The organism is Pseudomonas sp. lyk4-R2A-10 (genome assembly GCF_030209075.1).
Lineage (GTDB): Bacteria > Pseudomonadota > Gammaproteobacteria > Pseudomonadales > Pseudomonadaceae > Aquipseudomonas > Aquipseudomonas glycinae.
The window spans coordinates 143,460-168,505 of sequence record NZ_JARVSR010000003.1; the positions used below are offsets into that span (position 1 = coordinate 143,460).

Consider the following 25,046-nt stretch of genomic DNA (forward strand, 5'->3'; position numbering starts at 1 on the left):
TCCGGACGCCGGGTCGAAGAACCGAGGAATTATCATGATTCGTAAACTCCCCATCGTGGCCTTGTTGATTGGTGCATTCGCGATCACGGGTCAGGCAGAAGCCCACGGCGGTGGCTGGCAGGGCCCGGCGGTATTTGGTGCGATCGTCGGCTCGGCCATCATCGGCTCGGCGCTCATCAACCAGGATCGGCCGGTGTACGTCCAACAGCCTGTTTACGCTCAACCGGCTCCGGTCTATGTGCAGCAACCGCCGCCACCGGTCTACTATCAGCCGGCCCCGGTCTATGTGCAGCAACCGGTCTACGTCCAACCGGCCCCGGTGTATTACGGCCCGCCGCGCGGTTATTACGGTCGGCCACACTACTACGGTGGCCCGCGCTGGTAACCGGTACACGAAGCCCCGCTTGATAGCGGGGCTTTTTCTTGCGCGCATATTACTGCCGGCGGAAAAGCCAACCGTCCGTCGGCCAAGGTCTGAAAAAATCTCGCCAAGGTCGCTGTGGGGACAGTTTGAACCGTTAAAGTCGGCATGATGGACTCGACCGTCGGGGGCAAAACACAAACGGTCATCTATTTGTCATGACGGAACCGCACTCTGAATCCGTCCGCATACAACAGGTTGATAACAACAAGGACGACTTGAATGCCAACACAGAATCCGCACCGCATCGTCGGCTTATGCACCTCGAGCAAGGTCTACAACGCCCTGACCGAACTCAAGCACCTGGAAGGCCACCGCACCGCGAAATTTCTCTCGCTGCTGGCGGAAAACCTGGTGCGCAAGGGTTTTCTCAACGAACACGAAATCGTGCACATGCTCGATCAAGTGGTGGATTGAGCCAGTCCTCACTGGCGTCAATGACCACTATCGAAAGCGTTGATTGTCCCTGAAACGGCCAATTGCCTAAGGTAGCCCCATCGATTGATGGAGGTACTTTTCATGGCTCAGGTTCAAATCATGTCCGTTATCGGCAGCGCCGTACCCGCCTCGCTCAGAGAACTGGGCCTGCTCGCCTGCTGGTATCTGGTGCGCGACGGCGAGCCGGTCAGCGGCCCGCTCACATCCCTGCCAGCGGCGCAGGCGCTGTCGCAGCAACTGCTCAACGGCCCGTTCAAGGCTTAAGGCAGCTGCACTTTCGGCTTGCTTTCGATGAACAGCGCCCAACTCGACATGAACAGCGCCGCGATCAGCGGCCCGATCACGAAACCGTTGAGGCCGAACACCGCCAGCCCGCCCAGGGTCGAGATCAGGATCATGTAGTCCGGCATCCGGGTGTCTTTGCCCACCAGGATCGGGCGCAGCAGGTTGTCCACCAGACCGATGACGAATACCCCGAACAATCCCAGCACCACGCCCTGCCAGATCATCCCGCTGAGCAGGAAGTAAATGGCGACCGGCACCCAGACAATCCCGGCGCCCACCGCCGGTAGCAACGACAGAAACGCCATCAGAACCGCCCAGAGCAACGCGCTGGGAATGTCGAGAAACCAGAAAATCGCCCCGCCCAGCGCACCTTGAGTGATCGCCACCAGCAGATTGCCCTTCACCGTGGCGCGTACCACGCGATTGAATTTCAACTGCAAGCGACGCTTGTGATGCTCCTCCAGCGGTATCGCTGTGCGCACCTTGCGCGCCAGTTCGGCGCCGTCGCGCAGGAAGAAAAACAACAGGTACAACATGATGAAAAAACTCACCACGAATTCGAACGTGCCCTGGCCGAAACTGAACGCCTGGCTTGCCAGCACCTGACTGCCCTGCATGGCGGCCTTGACGATCTTCTCGCGCAAGGCATTGAGCTCGCCCATGCCGAAGCGGTCGAGCAGGTGCTGAAAGTAAGGCGGCAGGCTGTGCTTGAACTGCGCCAGATAGGCGCCGATATCGAGCTTGCCGCTTTCGATATTGTCGTAGAGCGTCGCCCCTTCCTGCACCAGCAGCACACTGAGGACGATCACCGGCAAGATCGCGATCACCAGGCAGATGCTCAAGGTACAAAGGGATGTGAGATTGCGTTGCCAGCCGAATTTCAGTTGCAACTGGCGCTGCATCGGTGCGAACAGGATGCCGAGGATCACCGCCCAGAAAACCGCGCCGTAGAACGGCAGCAGGATCCAGATAAAGGCGACCGTCACCAGAAACAACAGCACGGTGAGGGATTTGAATTGCAGACTCTTTTGGTTCATGTCCGGTCCAGGTCAGTCAGGCGCCACCCGCGCCCGTCCCGTTTAGTCAGCCAGCGTCAGCGCGAGTGCCCTGTTTCTTCATGGAGCATAGATCCAGATCAATAAACCCTCGGCGCAACTGCTCTACCCTGCCGCGCTTTTGCGACCGACGCCGCCATGACGACCTCCTTCACCCCCGAACTGCTCGCCCCCGCCGGCACCCTGAAAAACATGCGCTACGCCTTCGCCTACGGGGCCGATGCGGTGTATGCCGGCCAGCCGCGCTACAGCCTGCGGGTGCGCAACAACGAGTTCGATCACGCCAACCTGGCGCTCGGCATTCGTGAAGCCCAGGCCCAGGGCAAGCGCTTCTACGTGGTGGTCAACATCGCGCCGCACAACGCCAAGCTGAAAACCTTCCTCAAGGATCTGGCGCCGGTGATCGAGATGGCGCCGGACGCGCTGATCATGTCCGACCCGGGCCTGATCATGCTCGTACGCCGGCACTTTCCACAGATGCCGATCCACCTCTCGGTGCAGGCCAACACGGTGAACTGGGCGAGCGTCGAGTTCTGGCAGCAACAGGGGCTGAGCCGGATCATCCTGTCCCGTGAACTGTCGCTGGAAGAGATCGGCGAAATCCGCGAGCAAGTGCCGGGCATGGAACTGGAAGTGTTCGTCCACGGCGCGCTGTGCATGGCCTACTCCGGCCGCTGCCTGCTCTCGGGTTACATGAACAAGCGCGACGCCAATCAGGGCACCTGCACCAATGCCTGCCGCTGGAAATACTCGGCGCAGGAAGCCAGCGAAAACCATCTCGGCGAAATCGTGCAGACCTTCGAACCGCAACCGACCCTCGGCCTCGGCGCCCCCACCGATCAGGTGTTCCTGTTGCAGGAAGCCAACCGTCCCGGCGAGCTGATGCCGGCATTCGAAGACGAGCACGGCACCTACATCATGAACGCCAAGGACCTGCGCGCGGTGCAGCACGTCGAGCGCCTGACCCGCATGGGCGTGCACTCACTGAAGATCGAAGGCCGGACCAAATCGCACTTCTATTGCGCGCGTACCACCCAGGTCTATCGCCGGGCCATCGACGATGCGGTGGCCGGTCGCGAATTCGACCGCAGCCTGATGACCGATCTGGAATCCCTGGCCCAGCGCGGCTACACCGAAGGTTTCCTGCGTCGGCACGTCCATGACGAATACCAGAACTATCAGAACGGCAGCTCGGTTTCGGAGCGTCAGCAGTTTGTGGGCGAACTGACCGGCGAGCGGCGGGATCGTCTGGCCGAGGTCAAGGTGAAGAACCGCTTTGCCGTGGGCGATCATCTGGAACTGATGACGCCCAAGGGCAATTTCCATTTTGATCTGCATGAACTGCAGAACCTTAAAGGCGAAGCCATCGACGTGGCGCCGGGGGATGGGCACACGGTGTATCTGCCGATTCCGGATGCGGTGGATTTGCGGTTCGGGTTATTGATGCGCGATGTGGATAAGGACTGAGAAAGCTCCGCTTTATTCCTTTGGTTTACCCCTGAGCCGAAAACCGGTCGCGACTATTGCTCAGGTGCAGCCACATCGCCGCACGCGCCGCTTCCGAATCCTGGCGTTTGATTGCGTTGAAAATCGCCTCATGTTCCAGGTTCGCCAGTTGCCCGAGCTTGCTCAAATCCACCGCCCCGCGCTCGGCCGCGTTGACCCGAGTGCGCGGAATCATTGCGCTGCCCAAGTGCTGCATAATTTCGGTGAAGCAGACATTGCCGGTGGCTTCGGCAATCAGCAGGTGAAAGCGCCGGTCGGCTTCAACGCAGCTGTCGTTGTTGGCCAATAGACGCTGATAGTCATCGAGTGCCTGACGCATCTGCCCCACTTGCTGCTCGGTGCGGCGCTGCGCGGCCAGCGCCGCCGCTTGCGTCTCCAGTCCCATGCGCAATTCGAGAATGCTGCGCACCCCCAGCGCGGTGTCGACATTCAGCCGCAATCCCTGCTCCGGTGCGCGCTCGATCACGAACGTGCCGATGCCGTGACGCGTCTCCACCAGCCCCGACGCCTGCAACTTGGAAATCGCCTCGCGCACGACGGTGCGACTGACGCCGTGTTCCTGAACGATCGAGTTTTCCGACGGCAGCTTGTCACCGGGCAGCATCTGACCGAGCAAGATGCTCTGGGTCAGTTTCTCCACCAGGTCATGGGCCAGGTTGTGCGCGCGTTTACGGGAGGGGGCGTCGAGGTCTTCTTGCATGGTCGGTTCCGGTGATCGGGGCCAGCCGATCGTAGCACTGGAGGCGATGACTTGTATGAGCTCCTATGAATTCCGAAGCTCAACTTGTATGACAACACTCATTTTCAGCTAGAAAACCTTTCACAACTGTGGGCGATCACCCCACGATCACTGACAAAGAATTCTGCACGGCGCCTAACCAAGCCTTTCTAAAATCCAATAAATACGGTACCTGAAATCTGAAAAAGCATAAAAACCACTCCCCGTAGACAAATTTGATTGAGCACTCCCGCTTGTAGGACAAAAAAATCTAGTTGTATGATGTCTATCAACACGCAACACCCAGATTCACCCCGCATAAAAATAACGAGTGGGAGAAAACCAAGTGAAATCATCCATTGCCGGGATGAACGAGGGCGCCGATTCCGTGCTGTCCTCCGCCATTGCCAAAGTCAAACGCCACGTCCTGCCGCTGTTCGTCATCATGTTCATCGTCAATTACATTGACCGGGTGAACATCGGTTTCGTCCGCACCCACATGGAACACGACCTCGGCATCGGTGCCGCGGCCTACGGTTTCGGTGCCGGGCTGTTCTTCATCGGTTACGCGCTGTTCGAAGTCCCCTCCAACATGCTGCTGCAAAAGGTCGGCGCGCGAATCTGGCTGACCCGCATCATGCTCACCTGGGGCCTGGTCGCCGCCGGCATGGCGTTCATCCAGAACGAAACCCACTTCTACATCCTGCGTTTTCTGCTCGGCGTGGCCGAGGCCGGGTTCTTTCCCGGGGTGATCTACTACTTCACCCGCTGGTTGCCGGGGGCCGAACGCGGCAAGGCGATTGCGATTTTCTTGAGCGGTTCGGCCGTGGCCTCGCTGATTTCCGGCCCGTTGTCTGGTCTGTTGCTGCAGATCGAAGGTCTCGGCATGCACGGCTGGCAGTGGATGTATTTCATTGAAGGGATGTTCTCGGTCGGCCTGTGCGTATTCGTCTGGTTCTGGCTCGACGCCAAACCTCACGATGCGAAATGGCTGACCCGCGCCGAGCAGGATGCACTGGTCAAAGCCATCGACGATGAGCAGAAGGCCCGCGAAGCTGCGACCCCGATCCGGCCGTCGCTGGGCAAACTGCTCAAGGATCGCCAGATCATCCTGTTCTGCCTGATCTACTTCTTCATTCAATTGACGATCTACGCTGCGACGTTCTGGCTGCCGAGCATCATCAAGAAGATGGGCGAAATGAGTGACTTCCAGGTCGGCCTGTTCAACTCGATTCCGTGGCTGCTGTCGATCATCGGCATGTACGCGTTCGCCTCGTTCTCGGCGAAGTGGAAACACCAGCAGGCGTGGGTCGCCACTGCATTGCTGATCGCCGCTGCGGGGATGTTCATGTCCACCACCGGCGGGCCGATCTTTGCCTTCGTCGCGATCTGCTTTGCCGCACTGGGTTTCAAATCCGCATCCTCGCTGTTCTGGCCGATCCCGCAGGCCTATCTCGATGCACGGATCGCCGCTGCCGTCATCGCGTTGATCAACTCGGTGGGCAACCTCGGCGGTTTCGTCGCTCCGACCACATTCGGCTTGCTGGAACAACACACCGGTTCGATCCAGGGCGGCCTCTATGGCCTGGCCGCGACCTCGATCATTGCCGCGATCATCGTGTTCGCCGCCCGCATGACACCCAAATCCGCCCCTGACGTCGCCGTGGCCGATGCCGCGCCGAAACACGCTTGAAAGGACAATCCCAAATGACCGCACACGACATCGCCAAAGCCCCGATCATCACCGAGATGCAAGTCATCCCGGTCGCCGGCCACGACGGCATGCTGCTCAACCTGAGCGGCGCCCACGGGCCGTTTTTCACCCGCAACATCGTCATCCTCAAGGACAACGCCGGCCACACCGGGGTCGGTGAAGTGCCCGGCGGCGAACGTATCCGTCAGACCCTAGAAGACGCCCGCAGCCTAGTGGTCGGCAGCCCGATCGGCACCTACCAGAAGATCCTCAACCAGGTACGCCAGACTTTCGCCGACCGCGACGCCGGAGGCCGTGGCCTGCAAACCTTCGACCTGCGCATCACCATTCACGCGGTCACCGGCCTGGAAGCCGCCCTGCTCGACCTGCTCGGCCAGCACCTCGACGTGCCGGTGGCCGCATTGCTCGGCGAAGGTCAGCAACGCGATGAAGTGAAGATGCTCGGTTATCTGTTCTACGTGGGCGATCGCCGGGAGACCGACCTCGCATACCGCAGCGAACCGGATGCCGACAACGACTGGTTCCGCGTGCGTCACGAGAAAGCCATGACCGCCGACGCCGTGGTCCGTCTGGCCGAGGCTGCGCACGCGCGTTATGGGTTCAAGGACTTCAAGCTCAAGGGCGGCGTACTTAGCGGCGATGCGGAAATCGAAGCAGTGACCGCACTGGCCGAACGCTTCCCCGACGCCCGCATCACCCTTGATCCGAACGGCGCGTGGTCACTGAAAGAAGCGATCCGTCTGTGCCGCGATCAGCATCATGTACTCGCTTACGCCGAAGACCCGTGCGGTGCAGAAAACGGTTATTCGGGACGTGAAGTGATGGCCGAGTTCCGTCGCGCCACCGGGCTGAAAACCGCCACCAACATGATCGCCACCGACTGGCGCGAAATGGGTCACGCAATCCAGTTGCAGTCGGTGGACATCCCGCTCGCCGACCCGCATTTCTGGACCATGCAGGGTTCGGTGCGCGTGGCGCAGATGTGCCACGAATGGGGCCTGACCTGGGGCTCGCACTCCAACAACCACTTCGACATTTCCCTGGCGATGTTCACCCACGTCGCGGCCGCCGCGCCGGGCGACATCACCGCCATCGACACCCACTGGATCTGGCAGGACGGCCAGCGCCTGACCAAGGCACCGCTGCAAATCGTCAACGGTTGTGTGCAGATGCCGAAGAAGCCGGGGCTGGGCGTGGAACTGGACATGGATCAGGTGGCCAAGGCCCACGAACTCTATAAAGGCATGGGGCTCGGCGCGCGGGATGACAGTGTGGCGATGCAGTTTCTGATTCCGGGCTGGACGTTCGATAACAAGAAGCCATGTCTGGTGCGCTAGGCCTGCGCAACCTCCAGCAACCAGTGCCTGAACGCCGCCATCGCCGACGTCTCCGGCCGTGACTGCAAGCGCGTCAGCCAATAGCTGCCGGTGGTGATTTCAATGGCAAAGGGTTGGCGGATCAGATCCGCCGCCAGTTGCCGGGCAAACATCAACGGCGGCGCCAGTGCCACCCCGCCGCCCTGCAACGCCGCCTCCATCATCGCCAGCGACGAGTCGAACACGATGCTCTGGGGCGGCGCGGCATGGGTCGCAAGACCGGCCGCATGAAACCACTCCGGCCACTCATCGGTGCGATAGGAACGCAGCAAACGCTGCTGCAAAAGATCCCCCGGCGTGTGCAGTTGCCGGGCGATTTCCGGCACGCAAAGCACCGACAACGGCGCCTCCAGCAAACGGGTCGCCTCGATACCGTGCCACGCCCCGGCGCCAAACCGGATCGCGTAATCCAGCCCTTCGGCGGCCACGTCCACCCGATTGTTGTTGGTCGACAGCCGCAAATCTATGAGCGGATGTTTCGCCTGAAAATCCGCCAGCCTCGGCAACAACCAGCCCACCGCGAAAGTGCCCACCGCGCCGACCGTGAGCATTTCCCGATATTGCCCGCCCGCCAGACGCTCGAGCATCTGCGCGATATGATCGAATGACGTGGTCAGCACCGGCAGCAGGGTTTCGCCTTCGCCGGTCAGCATCAACCCACGGGGCAGGCGTTTGAACAGGATCACGCCGAGTTGCGCTTCCAGACTTTTGACCTGATGGCTGACGGCCGCCTGGGTCACGCACAACTCCACGGCGGCGCGAGTAAAGCTCAAATGACGCGCAGAGGCTTCGAAGGCACGTAACGCATTCAAGGGCAATTGAGGTCGAATCATGCCAAGTCCCAAATTTTTCTAATGGCTCGTCCGAATTTTCATCGTTTGTCGAAAGACAGCGGACTGCCTAGATTTGGCGGCGCCGATCAGCAGCCCAATGAAAAAACGCTCGCAGTGTAGCGGGATAACACCATCAACACTCATGGAGAGTGGTTCAAACATGTCTTCGACCAACCTGAGAAAACTCAAGTCCTACAGCGCTTTCGGACTTTTCTTCAGCGCCGCCACCTGTCTGGCAGCCCCACAAACCGACGATCAGTTACAGGCGCTGGTCAAGGCCACCGTGACCCCGGTCATGCAGCAACAGGACATCGCGGGACTGGCCGTAGCCGTGACCGTCAATGGCAAGGCGCATTACTTTAACTACGGTGTCGCCGACAAAAGCACCGGGCAGGCAGTGAGTGAAAACACCCTGTTCGAAATCGGCTCGGTAAGCAAAACCTTCACCGCGATCCTCGCCGCCTACGCCCAGGCCAGCGGCAAACTGCAACTCTCCGACAAGGCCAGCCAGCACTGGCCCGAACTGAAAGGCAGCGCCTTCGACCACATCAGCCTGCTGCAACTGGGCACGTACAGCGCCGGGGGGCTGCCGCTGCAATTCCCGGATGCTGCGGATTCTGCCGACAAGATGCTAGGCTATTACCAACAGTGGAAACCGACGTATCCGGCCGGCAGCCATCGCCTGTATTCCAACCCGAGCATCGGCCTGTTCGGTTATCTGGCGGCGAAAAGCCTCGGCCAGCCGTTCAATCAGGCCATGACCGAAACCCTGCTGCCGAAACTCGGGCTCAAGCACACCTTCCTGTCGGTGCCCGCGTCTGAACAAAAGCTCTACGCCCAAGGCTATGACAAGAACAACAAACCGATTCGAGTCAGCCCCGGCGCCCTCGATTCCGAAGCCTACGGCGTGAAAACCAGCGCCGCCGACCTGCTGCAATACGTCCAGGCCAACCTCGACACCGCCAAACTCGAAACGCCTCTGCAAAAAGCCATCGCCCTCACCCACACCGGATACTACACCGTCGGCGACATGACCCAGGGGCTGGGCTGGGAACGCTACGCCTACCCGATCAGCCTCGACCGCCTGCTGGACGGCAACTCGACGCCAATGGCCATGGATGCGCACAAGGTCAAATGGCTGAATCCGCCACAGCCTGAACCGGCGAACGTGCTGCTGAACAAGACCGGTTCCACCGGGGGTTACGGCGCCTACGTCGCATTCGTGCCGTCGAAGAAAGTCGGGATCGTGATTCTGGCGAACCGCAATTACCCGAATGGAGAGCGGGTGAAGATTGCGCACAAGATTCTGGGTGAATTGACCCGGTAACCACGCCATAAAAAACGGGCGACCTGAGAAGGTCGCCCGTTTTTCTTTTCTGATCACCCCTGAATCAGAACATCAATCATCCGGCATTTCCGGCGGCTTGGCCGGTTTCGTCGGCTTTACCGGCTTAGTCCCTTTCGCACCCTTGGCCGGTGCCGGTTCTGCAGCAGCCGGGGCCGTGACCACGGTGGAAGTGGTTTCTTTCTCGGCGGCAGGCAACGCATCAATCGTGTCGAAGATTTTCTTCAGATCGACCGCCGCCGCTTCATCCCCCGAAGCCGTCAGTTTGGTCTCGCCATCCTTGCCCACCAGGAAGACTTTCGGATACGCCCCGGCGCCCAGCTTCAGCGAGCGCAGCAGCGCCATGGTTTGCTGCTGCTCGAGGCTTTTGCCATCGACCTGACCGCTCATGCTCAGGATGGTGTAAACCTTGATCTTGCGGTCGGCGATGCCTTGTTTGTTGGCCGGGTCGTCCAGCGCTTTTTTCAGGCTGACCCAATAAGAATCGACCGTACTGGAAGCGATCACGATCACCGGGCGGTTGATGCCCTTGTCGACGTCCAGAGGGGAATCGCCGTCGGCGGCGAACAGGGGGCCGGCAATCGCCAGCAAGAGTGTCAGGGTCAGTGACCTGATGAGCATGCGCATCTCCTTTTGATATCCACGCTCTAATGATTGCGCATCGCGGCGATTGTTCCGGGGGCTGCCCGGCAAAAGTGTTTCGCCTTGCCCAAAGCTTAGGTCAGCACCGATTTTGCGCAACCGGTCGGGCGCGATCATGTCGCGCATTTGATTACCTTTTATGACCGCATTAGGGTGGCTGTTCAACCTGTGAAATGGAGTTCAACGCGCATGCACATCGACTACCTCTGCCATCACCCGCAACTGATCGAGGAACTGGCTGAACTCAACTTCAAGGAATGGGGCCAATACAAACCCGAAGACACCCTCGCCAGCCGCACCGAACGTATGCGCGCCGCCTGCGGCAAAGGTGCGATTCCCAGCGTGGTGGTGGCGATCGAAGACGGAAAACTGCTCGGCGGTGCGCTGCTGATCGACAGCGATATGGATGCCCGTCCGCAATTGACGCCGTGGCTGGCCGGGGTCTACGTGAAGGCCGAACAGCGTGGTCGCGGCATCGCCTCGCAACTGGTCAACCGCATCGTCGAGGAAGCTGCCGCACTGGGCGTGCCGCAGTTGTACCTGTACACCGATGCCGCGCAGTCGCTGTATGCGCGGCTGGGTTGGGAGGTGCTGGAAGAAACGGAGTACGACGGATTGCCGGTGACGGTGATGAAACGGGCGCTTGATCAGAACGCCAGCTTGTAACCGATCAACACCAGCATCGTCGCCAGGCACGGGCGCAGCAGTTCATCGGAGACGCGGCCGGTCAGGTGGCTGCCGAGCCAGATGCCCGGCAGCGAGCCGACCAACAGAAAGCCCAGCACGCCCCAATCCATGTTGCCCATGCTCGCGTGGCCGAGGCCGGCGACCAGGGTCAGCGGTACGGCGTGGGCGATTTCGGTGCCGACCAGGCGGCGGGTCGGCAGCAGCGGATAGAGGATGAACAGTGCGACGGTGCCGAGGGCGCCGGCGCCGATGGAGGTCAGGGCGACCATGGTGCCGAGGATCAGACCGGTGATCACGGTCATGACATTCAGGCGCGCACCGCTGGGGTTGTAGTTGCCGCCGGCGCGTTTATGGGCGAATTCCAGCAGGCGCTTCTTGAACAGAATCGCCAGCGCCGTGGCGAACAGCACGAAGCCCAGCGCTTGCTTGATGATGGCGTTCATCGCGTCCGGGGCGGTGTGCAAGGTGCTGAGGAACCACAAGGTCATCGCCACCGCCGGAACACTGCCCAGGGTCAGCCAGCCGGTGATGGCCCAGTCGATGTTCTTGTTCTTCCTGTGCACCAGCACGCCACTGGATTTGGTGATGGCCGCGTACAGCAGATCCGTGCCCACCGCCGTGGCCGGATTGATGCCGAACCACAGCAGGATCGGCGTCATCAACGAACCGCCGCCGACACCGGTCATGCCGACGATGAACCCCACCACCAGCCCGGCAATCACCAGGCCGAAATTTGCCAATTCCATTAAGACGTCCAGACAAACCACAGGAAAAATCCGGCCCGCAGCATAACCAGTTTTCTTATAACGCCCTATATCGATCGGATCTATCGTTATGCCATTTCACTGCACGGGCAAAAAATTCAAAAACAGCAGGCTCTGGGCGTAATTCAGTCCGATGCGCCGGTAGCGCTCGTCGAGCATCTGGGTCAGCAGATCCAGACGCGCCACGACTTTGCCGAACTCCGTGGCGAAACTCAGGTTGCTGCCCTCCTCGGAAATCTCATTGGAAAACAGCAGCGGCTGGCCATCCTTGTTCTGCCGCTGGGCGAGGATCCAAGTGGCTTTCTCGATGTTGCGCGCGGCGTTGTTGACGAAGGTCGGGTTGATCGCATCGGTCATGTAGAACTCGGTGCGGTTGCCGTGGGCGGTGACCAGCATGCTGCCGATCGCATAGATGAACGCGCCGACCCGGTCGCCGAGGAATTCCGGGCTCATGGCATAGCTCAGCGCTGCCAGATCCTTTTTGCCGCCGAGGGTCGGCAAGGGTTGCTGTTGCTCGATGGCCAGTCGCACCTGCTTGACCGCCGTGCGAATGTCGAGAAAACCGGATTTGCGCAGTTCTTCCGGGTTACGCAAATACAACTTGCCCATCAAGCGATAGAGGCTGTCGAGGTTGTCGCGCATCGCCAGCGTAGCCATGCGGTCGACGCTGGTCTGGAGAAATTCCTGAGGCCTGCCCTCGCGCATCTGGCTGATGAAATTGTTGCCGTCCTGATGGCTGCAACCGCCGAACAGCAGCGTCGACAGGCAGGCCAGCAGCAGGCACGGGCGATGAATGAATGCAGCGATTGGGTGCAAAACTCTCGGCATGAATTCTTTGACGGACACGTTCCTGTGCAGCGGAAGTCACCGCAACCTGGCCATGGATAGAGCCGGGGATTTCGCAAAAGTGCGGTGCCAGGGTGGATTCCCGACCTTCGGTGCTGGTTGCCTTTTTCATTTAGTCGGACTTTATTTTTGCAATAAATGCTAAATCCGCTATAAACCTTCATTAACACCATAATTAGCATGACTATTTATCGATTTTCAAAACAACAACAAAAAGGAAGGTCAACCCATGCTTCAATCCCGACACTCACTCTGCGGCCTCGGACTGTCCCTGATGATCGCCACCCTCTCCGCCCAGGCCGCCGGCCTGACCAGCGAACACAAAGCCTTCGGCAAAACCAATGACGGCACGCCCGTCGAGCAATACATCCTGCGCAACAGCCACGGCATGCAGGCCACGGTCATCACCTACGGCGCGACCTTGCAGGCGCTGCAGGTGCCGGACAAACACGGCAAGCTCGACGACATCGTCCTCGGCTTCGACGATGTGCAGGGTTACCAGAAAGGCACCGCGTACTTCGGCGCAACCATCGGCCGCTTCGGCAATCGCCTGGCCGACGGCGCTTTCGAACTCGACGGCAAGCGCTACCAAGTGCCGCAGAACGACAAGACCAACGCCTTGCACGGCGGCACTCAGGGCTTCGACAAAAAGGTCTGGAAGGCGAAAGAAACCAAGGACAAGGATTCGGTCGGCGTGACCCTGACCTACCTGTCGACAGACGGCGAAATGGGCTTCCCCGGCAACCTCACCACCGAAGTGACCTACCGCCTCACCGACAGCAACGAACTGCGCATCGACTACAAGGCCAGCACCGACAAACCGACGGTACTCAACCTGACCAACCACAGCTACTTCAACCTTGCCGGCGCCGGCAATGGCGACATCCTCAAGCAAGTCGCCACCCTGCACGCCAGCCATTACACCCCGGTCACCGCCAAGCTGATCCCGACCGGCGAACTGGCGCCCGTGGCCGGCACACCGATGGACTTCACCAAACCGACCGCCATCGGCCAGCACATCAAGGCCGACCATCCGCAGTTGAAATTCGCTGAGGAGAAACAAGGCGGCTTCGATTTCAACTGGGCGCTGGACACCAAGGGTGACGTCAGCAAACTCGCCGCCGAAGTCAGCGACCCGCAATCCGGTCGCCACTTGCAGCTGTACACCAACGAACCGGGCGTGCAGTTCTACACCAGCAACTTCCTCGACGGCACGGTCAAGGGCAAGGGTGGCAAGGTCTATCCGCACTGGGGCGCGTTCACTCTGGAAACCCAGCATTATCCGGACTCGCCGAACCAGCCGAACTTCCCGAGTACCCGACTGGATCCGGGACAGACCTACACGCAGAGCGTGGTGTTGAAGTTCTCCGCGAAGTAAAAGCAAAAGATCGCAGCCTGCGGCACCGCCTACAGGGGAAAATTAATCCTGATGTAGGGCTGCTGCAGGCTGCGATCTTTTTGCTTTTTGAATCCCTGGACTAGCGGCTGCCCACTCTGGATATCGACCGGGGCAAACAGGGGTAAAAGAAACTCAGAAACTCAGCTGATTACGGCGCCTTTCGGGCCACTGGCAATCAGCGCTGCACCACAGGCGGTTTTCATACCGTCCAGTGCGATGGGTGTGCCGTCCACGGTGTAAGTGCTGCTGCCCTCGGCAATCGGGAAAACCCCTTTGCACAATGGGCAACTGACCTTGTGACCGACTCCGGCAATCGGTTTGCCATTGAGATCTGTCCGGGAGAATGCTTCGAGGACCTTGCCACCGTGAGTCGTGGAGTCGCCGAGGCGGATTGCGTCTTTCATGTTGTCACTCCTTTGACCAAGGCCTGTTTATTCGCACTAATGCACGATGCAGACATTCAAGCGTTCTTCAAACATTGCCCTTGATGCGAAATGCATCCTTAAGCGGCACCTCATCATCACCTTCCTCAAGACATCTATAGTCGCTGTCACCCAACGCCGAGAGCAAGGTTTGGTATAGGTTCAATGACTTGAAATTGACCTGAAGCCACAAAACGCTCCCACTTTCATAGATCAATCGAGCGTCATAATCGGCGCTACTGTTGAGCGACTGATCTTTCAGGTAGAAGTCGCCAAGTTGTTGTGCGCGAACACATGCATCGCTGCCCTTTATTTTCTTCATTACTTTGCTGGTAGAGGTTGTGTCGCCGAACACCAGCTTGTATTCATGACTCATGATCCGATACTTAAACAGGCTTCACAAAGCTGTTATTCAACGCGATGAAGTCCACATTCGCGTCATAGTCGAAGTCTTCAACTATATCTTGAAGGTGCATATGCTCAAGACCATTCGTTGACATCTCATACGATGCATTAATAAGAAAAAACACCAAGCTCTCTAATCGTTTGTGGATCAGCAAGAATCGAAACCTCATCCAGCTGAATACTCGCATCACTACCGACAGCGGTCCCGTGCACAGTGAACTCAGTCAGCCTTTTCATAGATTGAGACCTTTATCCCGAAAGCTTTAAAAATTACAACCTTTAAAGGTGACAAATTTATAAAAAGCAAAAGTCATGCTATAACTCTTTTAGTTGTGAGCGGATGGCACTATTCATTGCATAGTACTGCCCAAATAAATCTGTCGAACCAGCCGTTTGAAAGCATTTGAGCAGCCTTTTGAACTGGCTTCGCTTATCATCGATTCGGGAGTAAGGCACTCGAACGTTTCATGCACTGCTTTCCTTGCTATGTCACCAAAACGCTCATTATCAAAATCGCATTCAACAGTTGAAATCATGTATGAGCTTCTTTTGGATCGCCGACCAAATCTTATTACAATGCTTTCATCAAAAATCAGTGCCCCTTCACTTTCATCTTCGGAAAAATAGAACGAAATCCGATTATCGCCTATCTGCCTCAACGCTGCAGCAAATGGCTGCTTTTTCAAAAGAGAAGTCAGCCTCACCCCACATGCAACACCAAGGCCGCCCCCTAACGCCTCACTTACAAAAAAATATTGCTTAAATACAATCGATATTTTTCGACACAAATAAGAAACGCTGTATTCCTTCTCGAAAAAATGAAAATCATCCAGATCCCCGACCAACTCAAAATCGGCATTTAAAAACTCAGACTCAGAGAAACCCTTCAATTCAAAAATATTTGGTTGAAGATTACCCGCTCCTTCTAAAAACAGCGCAATCAGCTTATAAAAATCAGTAGAAATCTTATATCTCCTTATTTACGCGCCATCGGGTTCTTTCCTGCGGCATAGTGCCCACTCAGAAAGGTACCGACCTGAACAAAGGTGACAGATTTATATAATGCAAAAATCATACAAAAATAAATCCCCCATTACTCCACAAATTACAACTGAGGAATATCAATGTTATTTTTGCGAAGAATTGAAGTTATTTTCTCTAAGAACATGGCCGGCAGCTCGCTTGCAGTTCCATAGACATCTACTATTCCGACCTCGACCGCGCTATCCACAATATGACAAAAATCGTCAATATCTTGAGATGGAATCGATTGCCTAAGTTCTTGAGGCATATCATCCCCCCTTCCATTGAGCGCCAATAGCGCCCCCCTTCTCTCCCACTCAGCCAAGTCACGGCCTTCAGGACGACTATTAAGGTGGGCTATCAACTCATCGACCGTCACGTGCTGAATAGACTTTGCTGCGCAATAAGCATTTAAAGATTTCGATGCATAGAGTTGCAAATCTATCGGAGAAAGTTTTAAAAGCCTGTTCGAAAACTCTAACATCAAGAATTTCCTCCGCACCCTAAAGTCAAACTTCTTTACTAAGGGACTACAAACTGAACCAGGCGGCTTGTTAGTGCCATTCACATCACGGACGCCCCCCCTAATTAAAAAACAAACCCGCCCCCACCATTGCGTTCGGCCTTGTGGGGTTTTACCAGAGACAGACCACATTTAAACACTATTAAAAACGCGACCTGCCTCCATGAGGTTAAGAACACTCGCCAACTAATTTATTGGAAGTTGCGACGAAGCATCAACCATCACCCATTCAGCTGTTCCCGCGGTAATACTGCCAAACTCTTCAAAAAAATAAGTCAAATCGTTAGAAAACACATCGAACGCACCATGCCCATATTCGCCAGAAATTTTCGCAATAGCGACATAGTGGCAGGACCTTTTGAGAAGTTCATATACATCATGACTTATGGATAACTCATCATTTTGCAAAAAAGTAGTCAGCATAGGGGCAATGGGTTTATCTACGCTTCGATGCCGTGAGAGCACTTCATATTTTTTGATATCTATTTCGTATTGCCTGTGCGCGCGAACTGCGAGCTCAAACTCCCCATCTTTATCCCTAAACATAAAGAACGGCATATAGCAAAGTTCATTATTTGAAGGCGACTGAAGCCTTCCATCGATATCAATGTAGTAGCAACTAGCAATCAAAGCTTTGATCGCAGCGGAGCCCTGGATGGTTTTATTGAAACCGATAGTGCCTTTTTGATCAACAGAAGCCAACAGTGCAAAATCATCATTAACTTCCGCAGGAATATTTTTAATGCGAGCACTTGAGGTTTTTTTGAAATCATCAAATTTAGCCCGATAACATATAATTTTGTAGTCGTTCACGCTACATCTCTCCCGGATAAGTGAATATTTTTGACTCGCCTTTTTTGTTCATTGCATGAACATGTGGGGAGCTGTGATGCTCCGGGTGCCCCTCTCCGACCATATGAGGGTGACCATCCGGGTGATCAAAGACCTCAGAATTATCGTGTCCACGCCTTCCCAGCGTTGTAACTCCACGCTTTTTCAAACATGCACAAAATCGCCCGTCACTTTCACCGTTCAACTCTTGTGTGGGGATATCTTTTCCACCTCTTCCTACTCTTGGAACCTGTGCGTGTTGTTGTGCCTTCCTCATTGCGCTTGCGCGGCTTTTGGTAGCAACAACAGTCTCCAACCCCAATGGGTCAATCCACTCAACCGGGTTTGGCGCATACTTGTAAAGGTTTAAGCCTCCCTCGTAGCGTATAGGATCCTGAGAAATGAACCGCCCAACCCCCGGATCATAGTACCGATACCGGTTGTAATGCAGCCCCGTCTCATGATCGTGATACTGCCCCTGAAACCGTATCGGGTTCGTCACGCCATGCTGCCGCGCCCATTCTGAACGCTGTTCCGTCACCTGCCCCCACGCCTTGTACTGCGCGGTCCAGGCCATGTTGCCTTGGGAATCCGTCAGTTCCTGCGGTGTTCCCAGGTGATCGCACTGGTACCAGGCCAGCGCATCAAAAGGTAATACCGTGGCTTTGTGATTCCACAACGGATCCTCATCAAGGCTGTACTCACCGCTGTAATCAGGCTGCCCCATGAGGTTGATCGGCGCGTGGCGCACAGCTTGAGCGACGGGTATGAAAGTGCCCGGTTCAAAGATGTAATGCACCGTGCGACCCGGCTCGCCATCACCCTGCGCCAGACTGCTTTCCCACGCAAGATTGTCGCCATCCCAACCGTAAAGCGTAAAACCGCAGCCCAGTTCACGCTGTTTGCGGGCGTGCTCGTTTCTGTTCCAGAGGGAACCGGCTTCCGGGCGCTGTTTGTAGTGCGCGCGGGAGTTTTTGTGCAGACGGCGTCCCAACGCGTCGTAGGCGAAATCCACGCTCAGGCGCGAGTCTTCGAAATGCACCAGTCGATCAAACAGGTCCCAACGCAGATCACTGCGTTGGCCGTTGTGCCAGCGCTGGATCTGATTACCGCGTTCGTCGTAGTCGTAGTGGGTGCCGGCGTATTCGCGCAGCAGGTTGTCGACCAGTTTGCTGCGCGGTGGCGTCAGATCCAGTGGGCGGCGGATTTCAGCAGTCTTGTCATCCAGCAGGTTACCGGCCGGGTCGAAGGCGAACGTTTCAACGCCTTGACGCGTCACGGCGCTGAGCAGTCGACCGACGGGATCGTAACGATAGGCGAGCGGGCCGCGACGACTGTCGTTGATGTCGGTCAGTTGGCCGGCAGCGTCGTATTTGTATTCGCGCTTGAGCAGGATGCTTTTGTCATCGCTGCGCCCCAGCAGTTGTTCCTGCAAGCGTCCGGCCGGGTCCCAGCTTTGAGTTTGCAGCAGGCGATTGCCTTGGTGGCGGGCGATTTCGCGGTGCAGGTCGTCGCGTTCGTAGCCGATCAGGTCATGCTCGTCCAGGCGCATACCGAGCAAGTGACCACTGCCGTAGGTGAGCCAACTGACGCGGTGACCGTCCGGGCGAACGGTGGCAACACGTTGATTGAGCACGTCGTACTCGTGCTGCCAGATCGCGACGGTGGGCTTTTCCAGTCCGAGGTAATGTTGGTGTTCGCGCAGCAGATTTCCGGCCGGGTCGTGGAACCATTGCAGACGGCTGTCGGCGTTGTCGGCCAGCACCATATTGCCGTTGCCGTCATAGGCAAAGGTTTCGCTTTGCGATTGGTCACCCAGAGTGGCGCGACGCTCGGTCAAGCGGCCCATCGGGTCGAAGCTCACCGAGATGACGCGTTTGCCATTGATCGATTGGGCAAGGCGACCTGTCTGTGCATCGTATTGATGGCGCGTGGTGCGACCGTCGAAGCCACGTTCTTCCAACAGGCGTCCAACCGGGTCGTAGTGGAAGTGTGCGCGTTGTTCGTTTTCGTTTTCCAGGGCGGTTAACCGTCCGAGGCGGTCCCAGCGGTAGCGCAGGGTTTGCTCGGCGGCATCGACACGTTCGGCGATCAAACCGGCCGCGCCATAGCTCCAGGTGGTGCAGCGATCAAGACCGTCGACATGCGTCAACAGCCGGCCTTCGGCGTCGCGTTCGAAGCGCTCTTCAGTCTTGTCCGGGTGCTTGATCAGCACCAGTTGGCCAGCCTTGTATTCGTATTCGGTGGCGTTACCGGCGGCGTCAGTGAAGCAGATCATCTGCCCCAGTTCGTTGTATTCCCAGGCGCTGGTTTTGCCCGAGCAATCGACGTACTCGACCAGTTGCCCGGCGTCGTTGTAGTCGAGGGTTTTTTCGTTGCCGTTGGCATCCTTGATCGCGGTGGGCTGACCGGATTTGTTGTAAGCGTATTCGGTTTTGTTGCCCAGCGGATCGAGCGATTCGACCAGGTTGCCTTGGTCGTCATAGACGCGTTGCCACTGACCACCCTCGGCGTCGCTGATCTTGATCAGCAAATCCTGATCGTCGTAGGCGTAATGCATCACCGTGTGATCGGCACGGATGTGTTCGAGCAGGTTACTGCGTTCATCGTAGCTGTAGCGATCGGTGCTGCCGTCGGCATTGACGCGGCGCACGATGTTCTTGGCCTCGTCGCGGAAGAACCATTCCGAACGCTCGTCCGCGTAGCGAATGCGGTAGGTGTAGCCAAGGATGTCGTAGTAGTGCCAGGTCTCGTTGCCAAGGGCATCGGTGACGTAGGTCAGACGGATGTTTTCGTCCCACTCCAGGCGCGTGTCGAAGCTGCCGTCATCGGCCCATTCGCGGATGGCTTTGGCCTTGGACCCCGGACCGTCCCACTGCAGGTTCATGCCGCGTCCGGTGCGATCGGTGTAGCGGGTGATCAGGTGATGCTCGAACTGATACGACCAGATTGCGCCGTTCTCGTCCTGAGCTCGAATCAGATCGCCATAGGTGTCGTACTGGTAGGCGCAGAGCTGTCGCTGCGGCTCGCCATCAACGATTTGCCAGAGACCGATAAACCGGCCGTGATCGTCGATCAGCGTGCCGAGGTGCAGGTGGACTTTGGTGAAGTCGTTTTCCTGATAGGTGATCAGGTCCGAAAGCACCGATTGTTCGCCTTGCCGATGCTCGTGATGCAGCATGATCCCGGCGCCGTTGCGCAGCGAGATGTTGGTCAGTACATAACACTGACCACGGCGGACGTAGGTTTCCTTGCGCTCGAAACCACGGCACAGCAATAGCTGATCTTCGCTGGCACGAACGAGGGTAGTGTTTTCGATGGGGTCGTAGTGGAACAGGCCGACCTTTGGCAGTGGATAGCTGTGGTCGCGGCCATCGGCGCCGTAGAAGGTCAGGCCTTCATCCACGCAGTCGAAACGCGTGGTGAATTCGCTGATCCAGCGGGCGCCGAGTTCACTCTGATCGTAGGCGTCGAGGCGAGAGTTGTAAGTGCGGGTCCACTCGATCGGGAATGGGCCGGGCAGGCTGAAATCGGTATGGCTGAGGCTTTCCGAACCCAAGGCGAAATTGATGCTGAAGTCCGTGGCACATTCACAGGGGCCTTTCTTTGGATTGGGCGCGCCTTTCGCCGGTGCCTGTTGGCCGTGGGCGGCCAACTGCCCCTCAGATGCCGTACGCTTCGCCTGTCCGGTCTTCTCCGGGTGGACGGCGGCGTTCTGGCCATGGGCATTGCGCTTGCGCCACAACGTCACGGCGCTGGAAAGGATCAGCAGCAACCAACCGATGGAGTTCTGAACGGACTCGTCGTCCAGCTTGCTCAATTGGGTGCGTAGTTCCGGGCCCATCGCCCGCAGTTTTTTGGTTTCGTCGGAAACGGTTTTTTTGAGGTCATCAGGGACGAGATTTTGCGCCACGCTGTTGGCCAGGCCTTTGCCTGCTGACTTCAGCGCGCTGTTGGCAGCCCCAAAAATATTGCTGAAAGACGCCAGCGGATCATTCTTGAATTGGTCGGCCGCAGCGCTTGCCTGGGCGCTGGCTGCATTCAGATCACCTTTGGCATCCAGATTGCCAAACGCCACCGCTTCGATGCCTTTGGCAATTTCGTTAACGACTTCTTCGCCGAGCTTGCCAGCGTCCGCCAAAATACCGGGCAACTTGCCTTTGGCCTGTTCAACAAAATCATCCAGCGTGCCGATAATCGAGGCGTTCAGGTGACCGACCAGCACCTCGATCACGGAGGTGCTGAGCAACAACTTGCTGCTGGCCCTCATCTCCTGACGCACCAGAAACAGGGTCGGACGAAGGGTCATGCGTGCAGCCGCCATCGCCGGTGGTAAAGGCAATACGCCGATCAGGTTGATGCCAAGGCTGGCCCACGCGAGCAAGTCGCGCTGCTTGGCGCTCGACAGGGTGACGATGTCACCCAGCGCATCGACCAGCGCCATGATGTTGCCGACCACCGGCAAGGAGCCGGCAACGTTCTTGATCCGGTCGAGGGTGACCACCCCGCCGCTGGCGGATTGAAGCCAGGCATCGAAAGTCGCCGCACCGCTGGCGACATCCTGAATATCGATGGCATTCAGGGGAACAATGGCAACCTGAGGTTCACGTTTTACAACAGCATTTTCAGTGGTCATGACAGCATCTCACCCGCCAGCAGGCCCGGGGTTTTCAAGGAAGGTTTTGGAAGCGTCGGCGCCGGCAGGCTCGGCAACTTGCCCGCCTTGCTCGCCGCCCCGAGAATCCCGGACGCACTCGGCATCGCCGCACTCGCCAGTTTCGGCAGCCCGGCCACCCCGCCCTGCACCACACCTTTCACCTGCTGCGCCGTTTGCATCGCACCTTGCGCGGTCTGCACGGCGCCCATCCCTGTTTTCGCCATGTCCTTGCCCTTCTCCAACATGTCCCAGTTCTTGCTCGGCAGCGCCTGCGCCACCATCGCCTGCACCTGACTCGGAATGTCTTCCGCACCCGGCGGATTCAACGGCCATTCCGGTTTGCCGATGTAGCTGCCTTCACTCCAGGTGTCCGCAGGATCCTTGCCGAACAGCACCCGCGCCGGCCCCGGTGCGGCGCCGGCGACGCTGGCGAAGCCCTTCGCGTCGAGCTTGCCCTTGATGCTTTTGCCCAAGGCATCGATGACTTCGTAATCGCCGTCCTTGATGCCCTGACGCCCGGCGTACTGGTTGAACAATTCAAGGTTGCCCTTGCCCGGTTTCGGCGGTTCCGGGAAAACGCCCGCCAGGGATTTCGCCCCGGTATAAGCGAAGTTCGCCGCGTGGGCGGTGTACGGGCCGCTGGTGGCGTGGGTGATGCCGCCGGCGTTGTAGGTGGTGGCGCTGCCGCCGCCCTGGATCACCAGTTCGGTCTTGGCGGTGATGGTGATGCGGTCGGCGTTGGCGGTTATGTTGAGTTTGGCCAGCAGGTTGATGCTGTCCTTGAGTGCCTTGACGTCGATGTCGCCGGAGGCCGCCACCAGGCGCCAGCCCATGCTCTGCACGAACAGGCGCATGCCACGGCTGGCACTGGCCAGCAGGCGTTTGCCGATGGAAAAACTGGTGTGGCCGGTGCTGCTCAGCGCCAGGTGTTCGCCGGTGGCGATGTGGCTGGAGCGCGGTGTGGTCAGGGCGATGCCGGCGGGACTGGCGAGTACCAGATGCGGCTCGGTGAATTCGGGGAATTCGTTGGCGGTGAGGTTTGCCGGGCCGCTGCCGAGCACGCCCTGATGCTGCGCGTGCAAGGCCTTGGCCACGTCGTCCTGATCGCCCGCTTCCTGGGCTTGAAGTTCCTTGGCCTGCGTGGCGAAACCGTCCTGTTGATCGCTGGCGGTGGCCAGGCGCTCGGCGGTCTCCGGCAAGTCCTTGTGGTGCTTGGATTCGTTCGGACGCGGTTCGGTGGTGATCAACAAACCGGCTCCGGCACGCACGGCGCCGTGGCGGTCGGTTCTTAACTCAAAACCTTCGCCGCGTGGCTGCCCACCTGAAGGACGCGGATGAGTCAGGTAACCAAGGTTGATCGCACTCGCGCCGTGATCGCTGCGCAGCGCGATGCTGATCTCGCTGGTGGTGTCGTCGATGCGCAGTTCGTTGGCGCGGCTGCCCTTGTATTCCTTGCTCTTGACCGTGGCCAGGGTCTTGAAGTCCGGCAATTTGTACGGCGGCAGGTTGGCGCCGTGGTACAGGCAACCGGTGATCAGCGGCTGATCGGGATCGCCTTCGAGGAAGGTGATCAGCACCTCCATGCCGACCCGCGGAATGTTGATCGAGCCAAAGGTTTCAGCCGCCCAGCTGGAGGCCACGCGCATCCAGCAGGTGGTCTTGTCGTCGTGCTGGCCTTCGCGGTCCCAGAAGAACTGCACCTTCACCCGGCCGTATTGGTCGCAGAAGATTTCTTCGCCTTCGGGGCCGGTGACCACGGCGCTTTGCGAACCGAGGACTTTGGGTTTCGGGTGGTCCAGCGGCGGACGGTACGGCACGTCCCACGGGATCGCGTTGAAACGGTTGCGATAGCCCTGATGGAAATCGTCCTTGTGGTCGGTGGTGTCGCTGGTCACCGACTCTTCCAGTACTTGCGGCTGCTTGCCTTCGTGGAAGATTTCGGTGAGCAGCCACAGGTCGTTCCACGTCGGGTTGGCGTGGTCGGTCAGGGCCAGAAAATGTCCGGTAACCAGGATCGGCTGGTCGCTGTTGCCCTCGGCCAGGCGATAGTCGCTGCGATGGCGTTCGAGGTTGCGGTTGGCCAGGTGCTTGCCGCGCTCGCGGTCCACGAAACGGCCCGGGTAGTCGTAATCCTCCAGATCCGGCTGGGCGCTGCTTTTGGCGTCGCTCTCCAGCTCGATCTTCGGTTTGACGAAGTCATAATCGCGTCGCTTGGTGCGGCTGGTGCGGGTGGCCAGGCGCAGGCCGAAACGCTTGACCACCGGTTTGTCCGCCACCAGCCCGGAGTCCTGCTGATAGGCCACGGGCGCGAGTTTCGGGAACACCGTCTGGTCATCGCCGAAGGTCAGTTTGTGGCCGCTGGACGTGTGCTGGAAGTGGTAGTGAATGCCCTCTTCTTCACACAGGCGCTGGACGAAATGCAGGTCCGATTCGTCGTACTGCGTGCAGTAGATCCGCTCGGGATACACCGCACTCAACTGGAAGTGGTAATCGCTGGCCAGAATGCCGTGCTCTTCCAGCACCTGACTGATGATCTGCTGCACGGTCATCTGCTGGAAGATGCGCTGGTTGAAGCGGTGCGCAAGGTACGCAAGCTGCGGGCGCAGGGAGATTTTGTAGCGGGTCAGGCGCTTGCCCGCCTCGCCCTGGGCGATGCTGTAAATCAGCCCGTGGATCCCGGTTCCGCTCGGCGAGAGCTGAAGAAACGCCAGTTTGTGCAGCAGGCTTTCGAGGTTGATCGAGGCCTTTTCGCTGACCAGTTCCAGCTCGAATTCGAAAGGCGTGTTGAGGGCTTCCCGACCGGTAAACGACAGCACCTGGAAATCGCTGTCCGCGCCATCGATGGTCAGATTGAAATGGGGCTGGTTGGCCGGTGAGAACATTCCCTTGTCCCTTACGCAATGCTGCGACGCCGCCAGATCGCTAAGGATCTGGCGGCAAAAATTCTTTGAGTAGTGAAAGTGCCTCGACCGGTGATATCACCCAAGAGGCGGCCAATGGCCATCAATTAGCATGCCAACTTTTTCAGACCCTTATAAGCCGGGGGGCTTGGTAGGTTTTCTTCGCAGATACGGCGAAAATTCCCACTGAGCTCGCCGAAAAGTGCGCAACTTCTTGCGCACTTCCGAAATTCCAGTTCAATACATCGGAACAACA

General features: G+C 58.1%; 22 protein-coding genes. 9 read left to right on the plus strand and 13 right to left on the minus strand.

The genetic code is table 11. From position 1 onward, the window contains the following. Positions 1 to 34 precede the first annotated feature (34 nt). The 3 genes from QRN46_RS06650 to QRN46_RS06660 all read left to right on the plus strand — a co-directional run bounded on the left by QRN46_RS06650 (position 35) and on the right by QRN46_RS06660 (position 1,123). Positions 35 to 385: a hypothetical protein gene (locus QRN46_RS06650; RefSeq protein ID WP_007951578.1), complete on the plus strand. Its 351-nt coding sequence runs from the start codon at positions 35 to 37 to the stop codon at positions 383 to 385. Between the two features lie 258 nt (positions 386 to 643). Then, positions 644 to 838 (plus strand): hypothetical protein, encoded by a 195-nt coding sequence (locus tag QRN46_RS06655; protein WP_007951579.1) that lies wholly within the window; start codon positions 644 to 646, stop codon positions 836 to 838. A gap of 102 nt (positions 839 to 940) precedes the next feature. Beyond that, positions 941 to 1,123, plus strand: a complete 183-nt coding sequence (locus tag QRN46_RS06660) for a hypothetical protein (protein WP_064380832.1) — start codon at positions 941 to 943, stop codon at positions 1,121 to 1,123. Here QRN46_RS06660 and QRN46_RS06665 read toward each other — a convergent pair. Next, complete coding sequence (locus QRN46_RS06665) at positions 1,120 to 2,181, minus strand: AI-2E family transporter (RefSeq protein WP_201820037.1); 1,062 nt, start codon at positions 2,179 to 2,181, stop codon at positions 1,120 to 1,122. The two genes, QRN46_RS06660 and QRN46_RS06665, sit on opposite strands and share 4 nt — an antisense overlap. Positions 2,182 to 2,337: 156 nt before the next feature. On the opposite strand from QRN46_RS06665, the gene trhP reads away from it, so the two are divergent. Continuing rightward, positions 2,338 to 3,666, plus strand: a complete 1,329-nt coding sequence (trhP, locus tag QRN46_RS06670) for a prephenate-dependent tRNA uridine(34) hydroxylase TrhP (RefSeq protein WP_285354417.1) — start codon at positions 2,338 to 2,340, stop codon at positions 3,664 to 3,666. 25 nt (positions 3,667 to 3,691) lie between these two features. Here the strand turns inward: trhP and QRN46_RS06675 are convergent, their stop codons facing one another. Continuing rightward, positions 3,692 to 4,405 carry a FadR/GntR family transcriptional regulator gene (locus tag QRN46_RS06675; protein ID WP_285354418.1) on the minus strand — a complete coding sequence of 238 codons (714 nt, stop codon included), beginning with the start codon at positions 4,403 to 4,405 and terminating at the stop codon, positions 3,692 to 3,694. A gap of 364 nt (positions 4,406 to 4,769) precedes the next feature. Between QRN46_RS06675 and QRN46_RS06680 the strand changes: the two genes are divergently transcribed. Next, on the plus strand, positions 4,770 to 6,116 hold the full coding sequence (locus tag QRN46_RS06680) for an MFS transporter (protein WP_011335053.1): 1,347 nt from the start codon (positions 4,770 to 4,772) through the stop codon (positions 6,114 to 6,116). A gap of 14 nt (positions 6,117 to 6,130) precedes the next feature. Next, positions 6,131 to 7,474: a glucarate dehydratase gene (gudD, locus tag QRN46_RS06685; RefSeq protein WP_011335054.1), complete on the plus strand. Its 1,344-nt coding sequence runs from the start codon at positions 6,131 to 6,133 to the stop codon at positions 7,472 to 7,474. Here gudD and QRN46_RS06690 read toward each other — a convergent pair. Beyond that, positions 7,471 to 8,346 (minus strand): LysR family transcriptional regulator, encoded by an 876-nt coding sequence (locus QRN46_RS06690; RefSeq protein WP_011335055.1) that lies wholly within the window; start codon positions 8,344 to 8,346, stop codon positions 7,471 to 7,473. The two genes, gudD and QRN46_RS06690, sit on opposite strands and share 4 nt — an antisense overlap. 160 nt (positions 8,347 to 8,506) lie before the next feature. Here QRN46_RS06690 and ampC point away from each other — a divergent pair, with 160 nt between their 5' ends. Further along, positions 8,507 to 9,673: a class C beta-lactamase gene (gene ampC, locus QRN46_RS06695; protein ID WP_285354419.1), complete on the plus strand. Its 1,167-nt coding sequence runs from the start codon at positions 8,507 to 8,509 to the stop codon at positions 9,671 to 9,673. A 72-nt stretch (positions 9,674 to 9,745) separates the two neighbouring features. On the opposite strand, the gene QRN46_RS06700 is transcribed toward ampC, so the two are convergent. After that, complete coding sequence (locus QRN46_RS06700) at positions 9,746 to 10,312, minus strand: DUF4174 domain-containing protein (RefSeq protein ID WP_201820113.1); 567 nt, start codon at positions 10,310 to 10,312, stop codon at positions 9,746 to 9,748. Positions 10,313 to 10,522: 210 nt separating this feature from the next. Here QRN46_RS06700 and QRN46_RS06705 point away from each other — a divergent pair, with 210 nt between their 5' ends. Next, the gene (locus tag QRN46_RS06705; RefSeq protein ID WP_011335061.1) at positions 10,523 to 10,999 is read left to right on the plus strand and encodes a GNAT family N-acetyltransferase; all 477 of its coding nucleotides are present in this window, start codon (positions 10,523 to 10,525) and stop codon (positions 10,997 to 10,999) included. On the opposite strand, the gene QRN46_RS06710 is transcribed toward QRN46_RS06705, so the two are convergent. Together QRN46_RS06710 and QRN46_RS06715 are read right to left on the minus strand one after the other, a co-directional pair. Then, a complete protein-coding gene (locus QRN46_RS06710) occupies positions 10,981 to 11,766 on the minus strand; it encodes a sulfite exporter TauE/SafE family protein (RefSeq protein WP_011335062.1) in 786 nt (261 codons plus the stop codon). The genes QRN46_RS06705 and QRN46_RS06710 overlap by 19 nt on opposite strands. Before the next feature lie 96 nt (positions 11,767 to 11,862). Further along, positions 11,863 to 12,612, minus strand: coding sequence for a hypothetical protein (locus QRN46_RS06715; protein WP_011335063.1), 750 nt, complete (start codon positions 12,610 to 12,612; stop codon positions 11,863 to 11,865). Between the two features lie 247 nt (positions 12,613 to 12,859). Here QRN46_RS06715 and QRN46_RS06720 point away from each other — a divergent pair, with 247 nt between their 5' ends. Beyond that, a complete protein-coding gene (locus QRN46_RS06720) occupies positions 12,860 to 14,008 on the plus strand; it encodes an aldose epimerase family protein (protein ID WP_201820028.1) in 1,149 nt (382 codons plus the stop codon). Between the two features lie 161 nt (positions 14,009 to 14,169). On the opposite strand, the gene QRN46_RS06725 is transcribed toward QRN46_RS06720, so the two are convergent. From QRN46_RS06725 to QRN46_RS06755, 7 genes are all read right to left on the minus strand, one after another. Beyond that, a complete protein-coding gene (locus tag QRN46_RS06725; RefSeq protein ID WP_102900435.1) occupies positions 14,170 to 14,433 on the minus strand; it encodes a PAAR domain-containing protein in 264 nt (87 codons plus the stop codon). A gap of 67 nt (positions 14,434 to 14,500) precedes the next feature. Next, positions 14,501 to 14,827 carry a hypothetical protein gene (locus QRN46_RS06730; protein WP_201820025.1) on the minus strand — a complete coding sequence of 109 codons (327 nt, stop codon included), beginning with the start codon at positions 14,825 to 14,827 and terminating at the stop codon, positions 14,501 to 14,503. A 379-nt stretch (positions 14,828 to 15,206) separates the two neighbouring features. Beyond that, entirely contained in the window at positions 15,207 to 15,746 is a 540-nt protein-coding gene (locus QRN46_RS06735) for a hypothetical protein (protein WP_201820022.1), read from the minus strand. Positions 15,747 to 15,961: 215 nt separating this feature from the next. Continuing rightward, positions 15,962 to 16,363 (minus strand): hypothetical protein, encoded by a 402-nt coding sequence (locus tag QRN46_RS06740; RefSeq protein ID WP_285354420.1) that lies wholly within the window; start codon positions 16,361 to 16,363, stop codon positions 15,962 to 15,964. Between the two features lie 225 nt (positions 16,364 to 16,588). After that, entirely contained in the window at positions 16,589 to 17,215 is a 627-nt protein-coding gene (locus QRN46_RS06745; RefSeq protein WP_169431047.1) for a hypothetical protein, read from the minus strand. A 1-nt stretch (position 17,216) separates the two neighbouring features. Beyond that, on the minus strand, positions 17,217 to 21,869 hold the full coding sequence (locus tag QRN46_RS06750; RefSeq protein WP_285354421.1) for an RHS repeat-associated core domain-containing protein: 4,653 nt from the start codon (positions 21,867 to 21,869) through the stop codon (positions 17,217 to 17,219). After that, complete coding sequence (locus tag QRN46_RS06755) at positions 21,866 to 24,772, minus strand: type VI secretion system Vgr family protein (RefSeq protein WP_285354422.1); 2,907 nt, start codon at positions 24,770 to 24,772, stop codon at positions 21,866 to 21,868. Before QRN46_RS06755 ends, QRN46_RS06750 begins: the two co-directional genes overlap by 4 nt. Positions 24,773 to 25,046 lie beyond the last annotated feature (274 nt).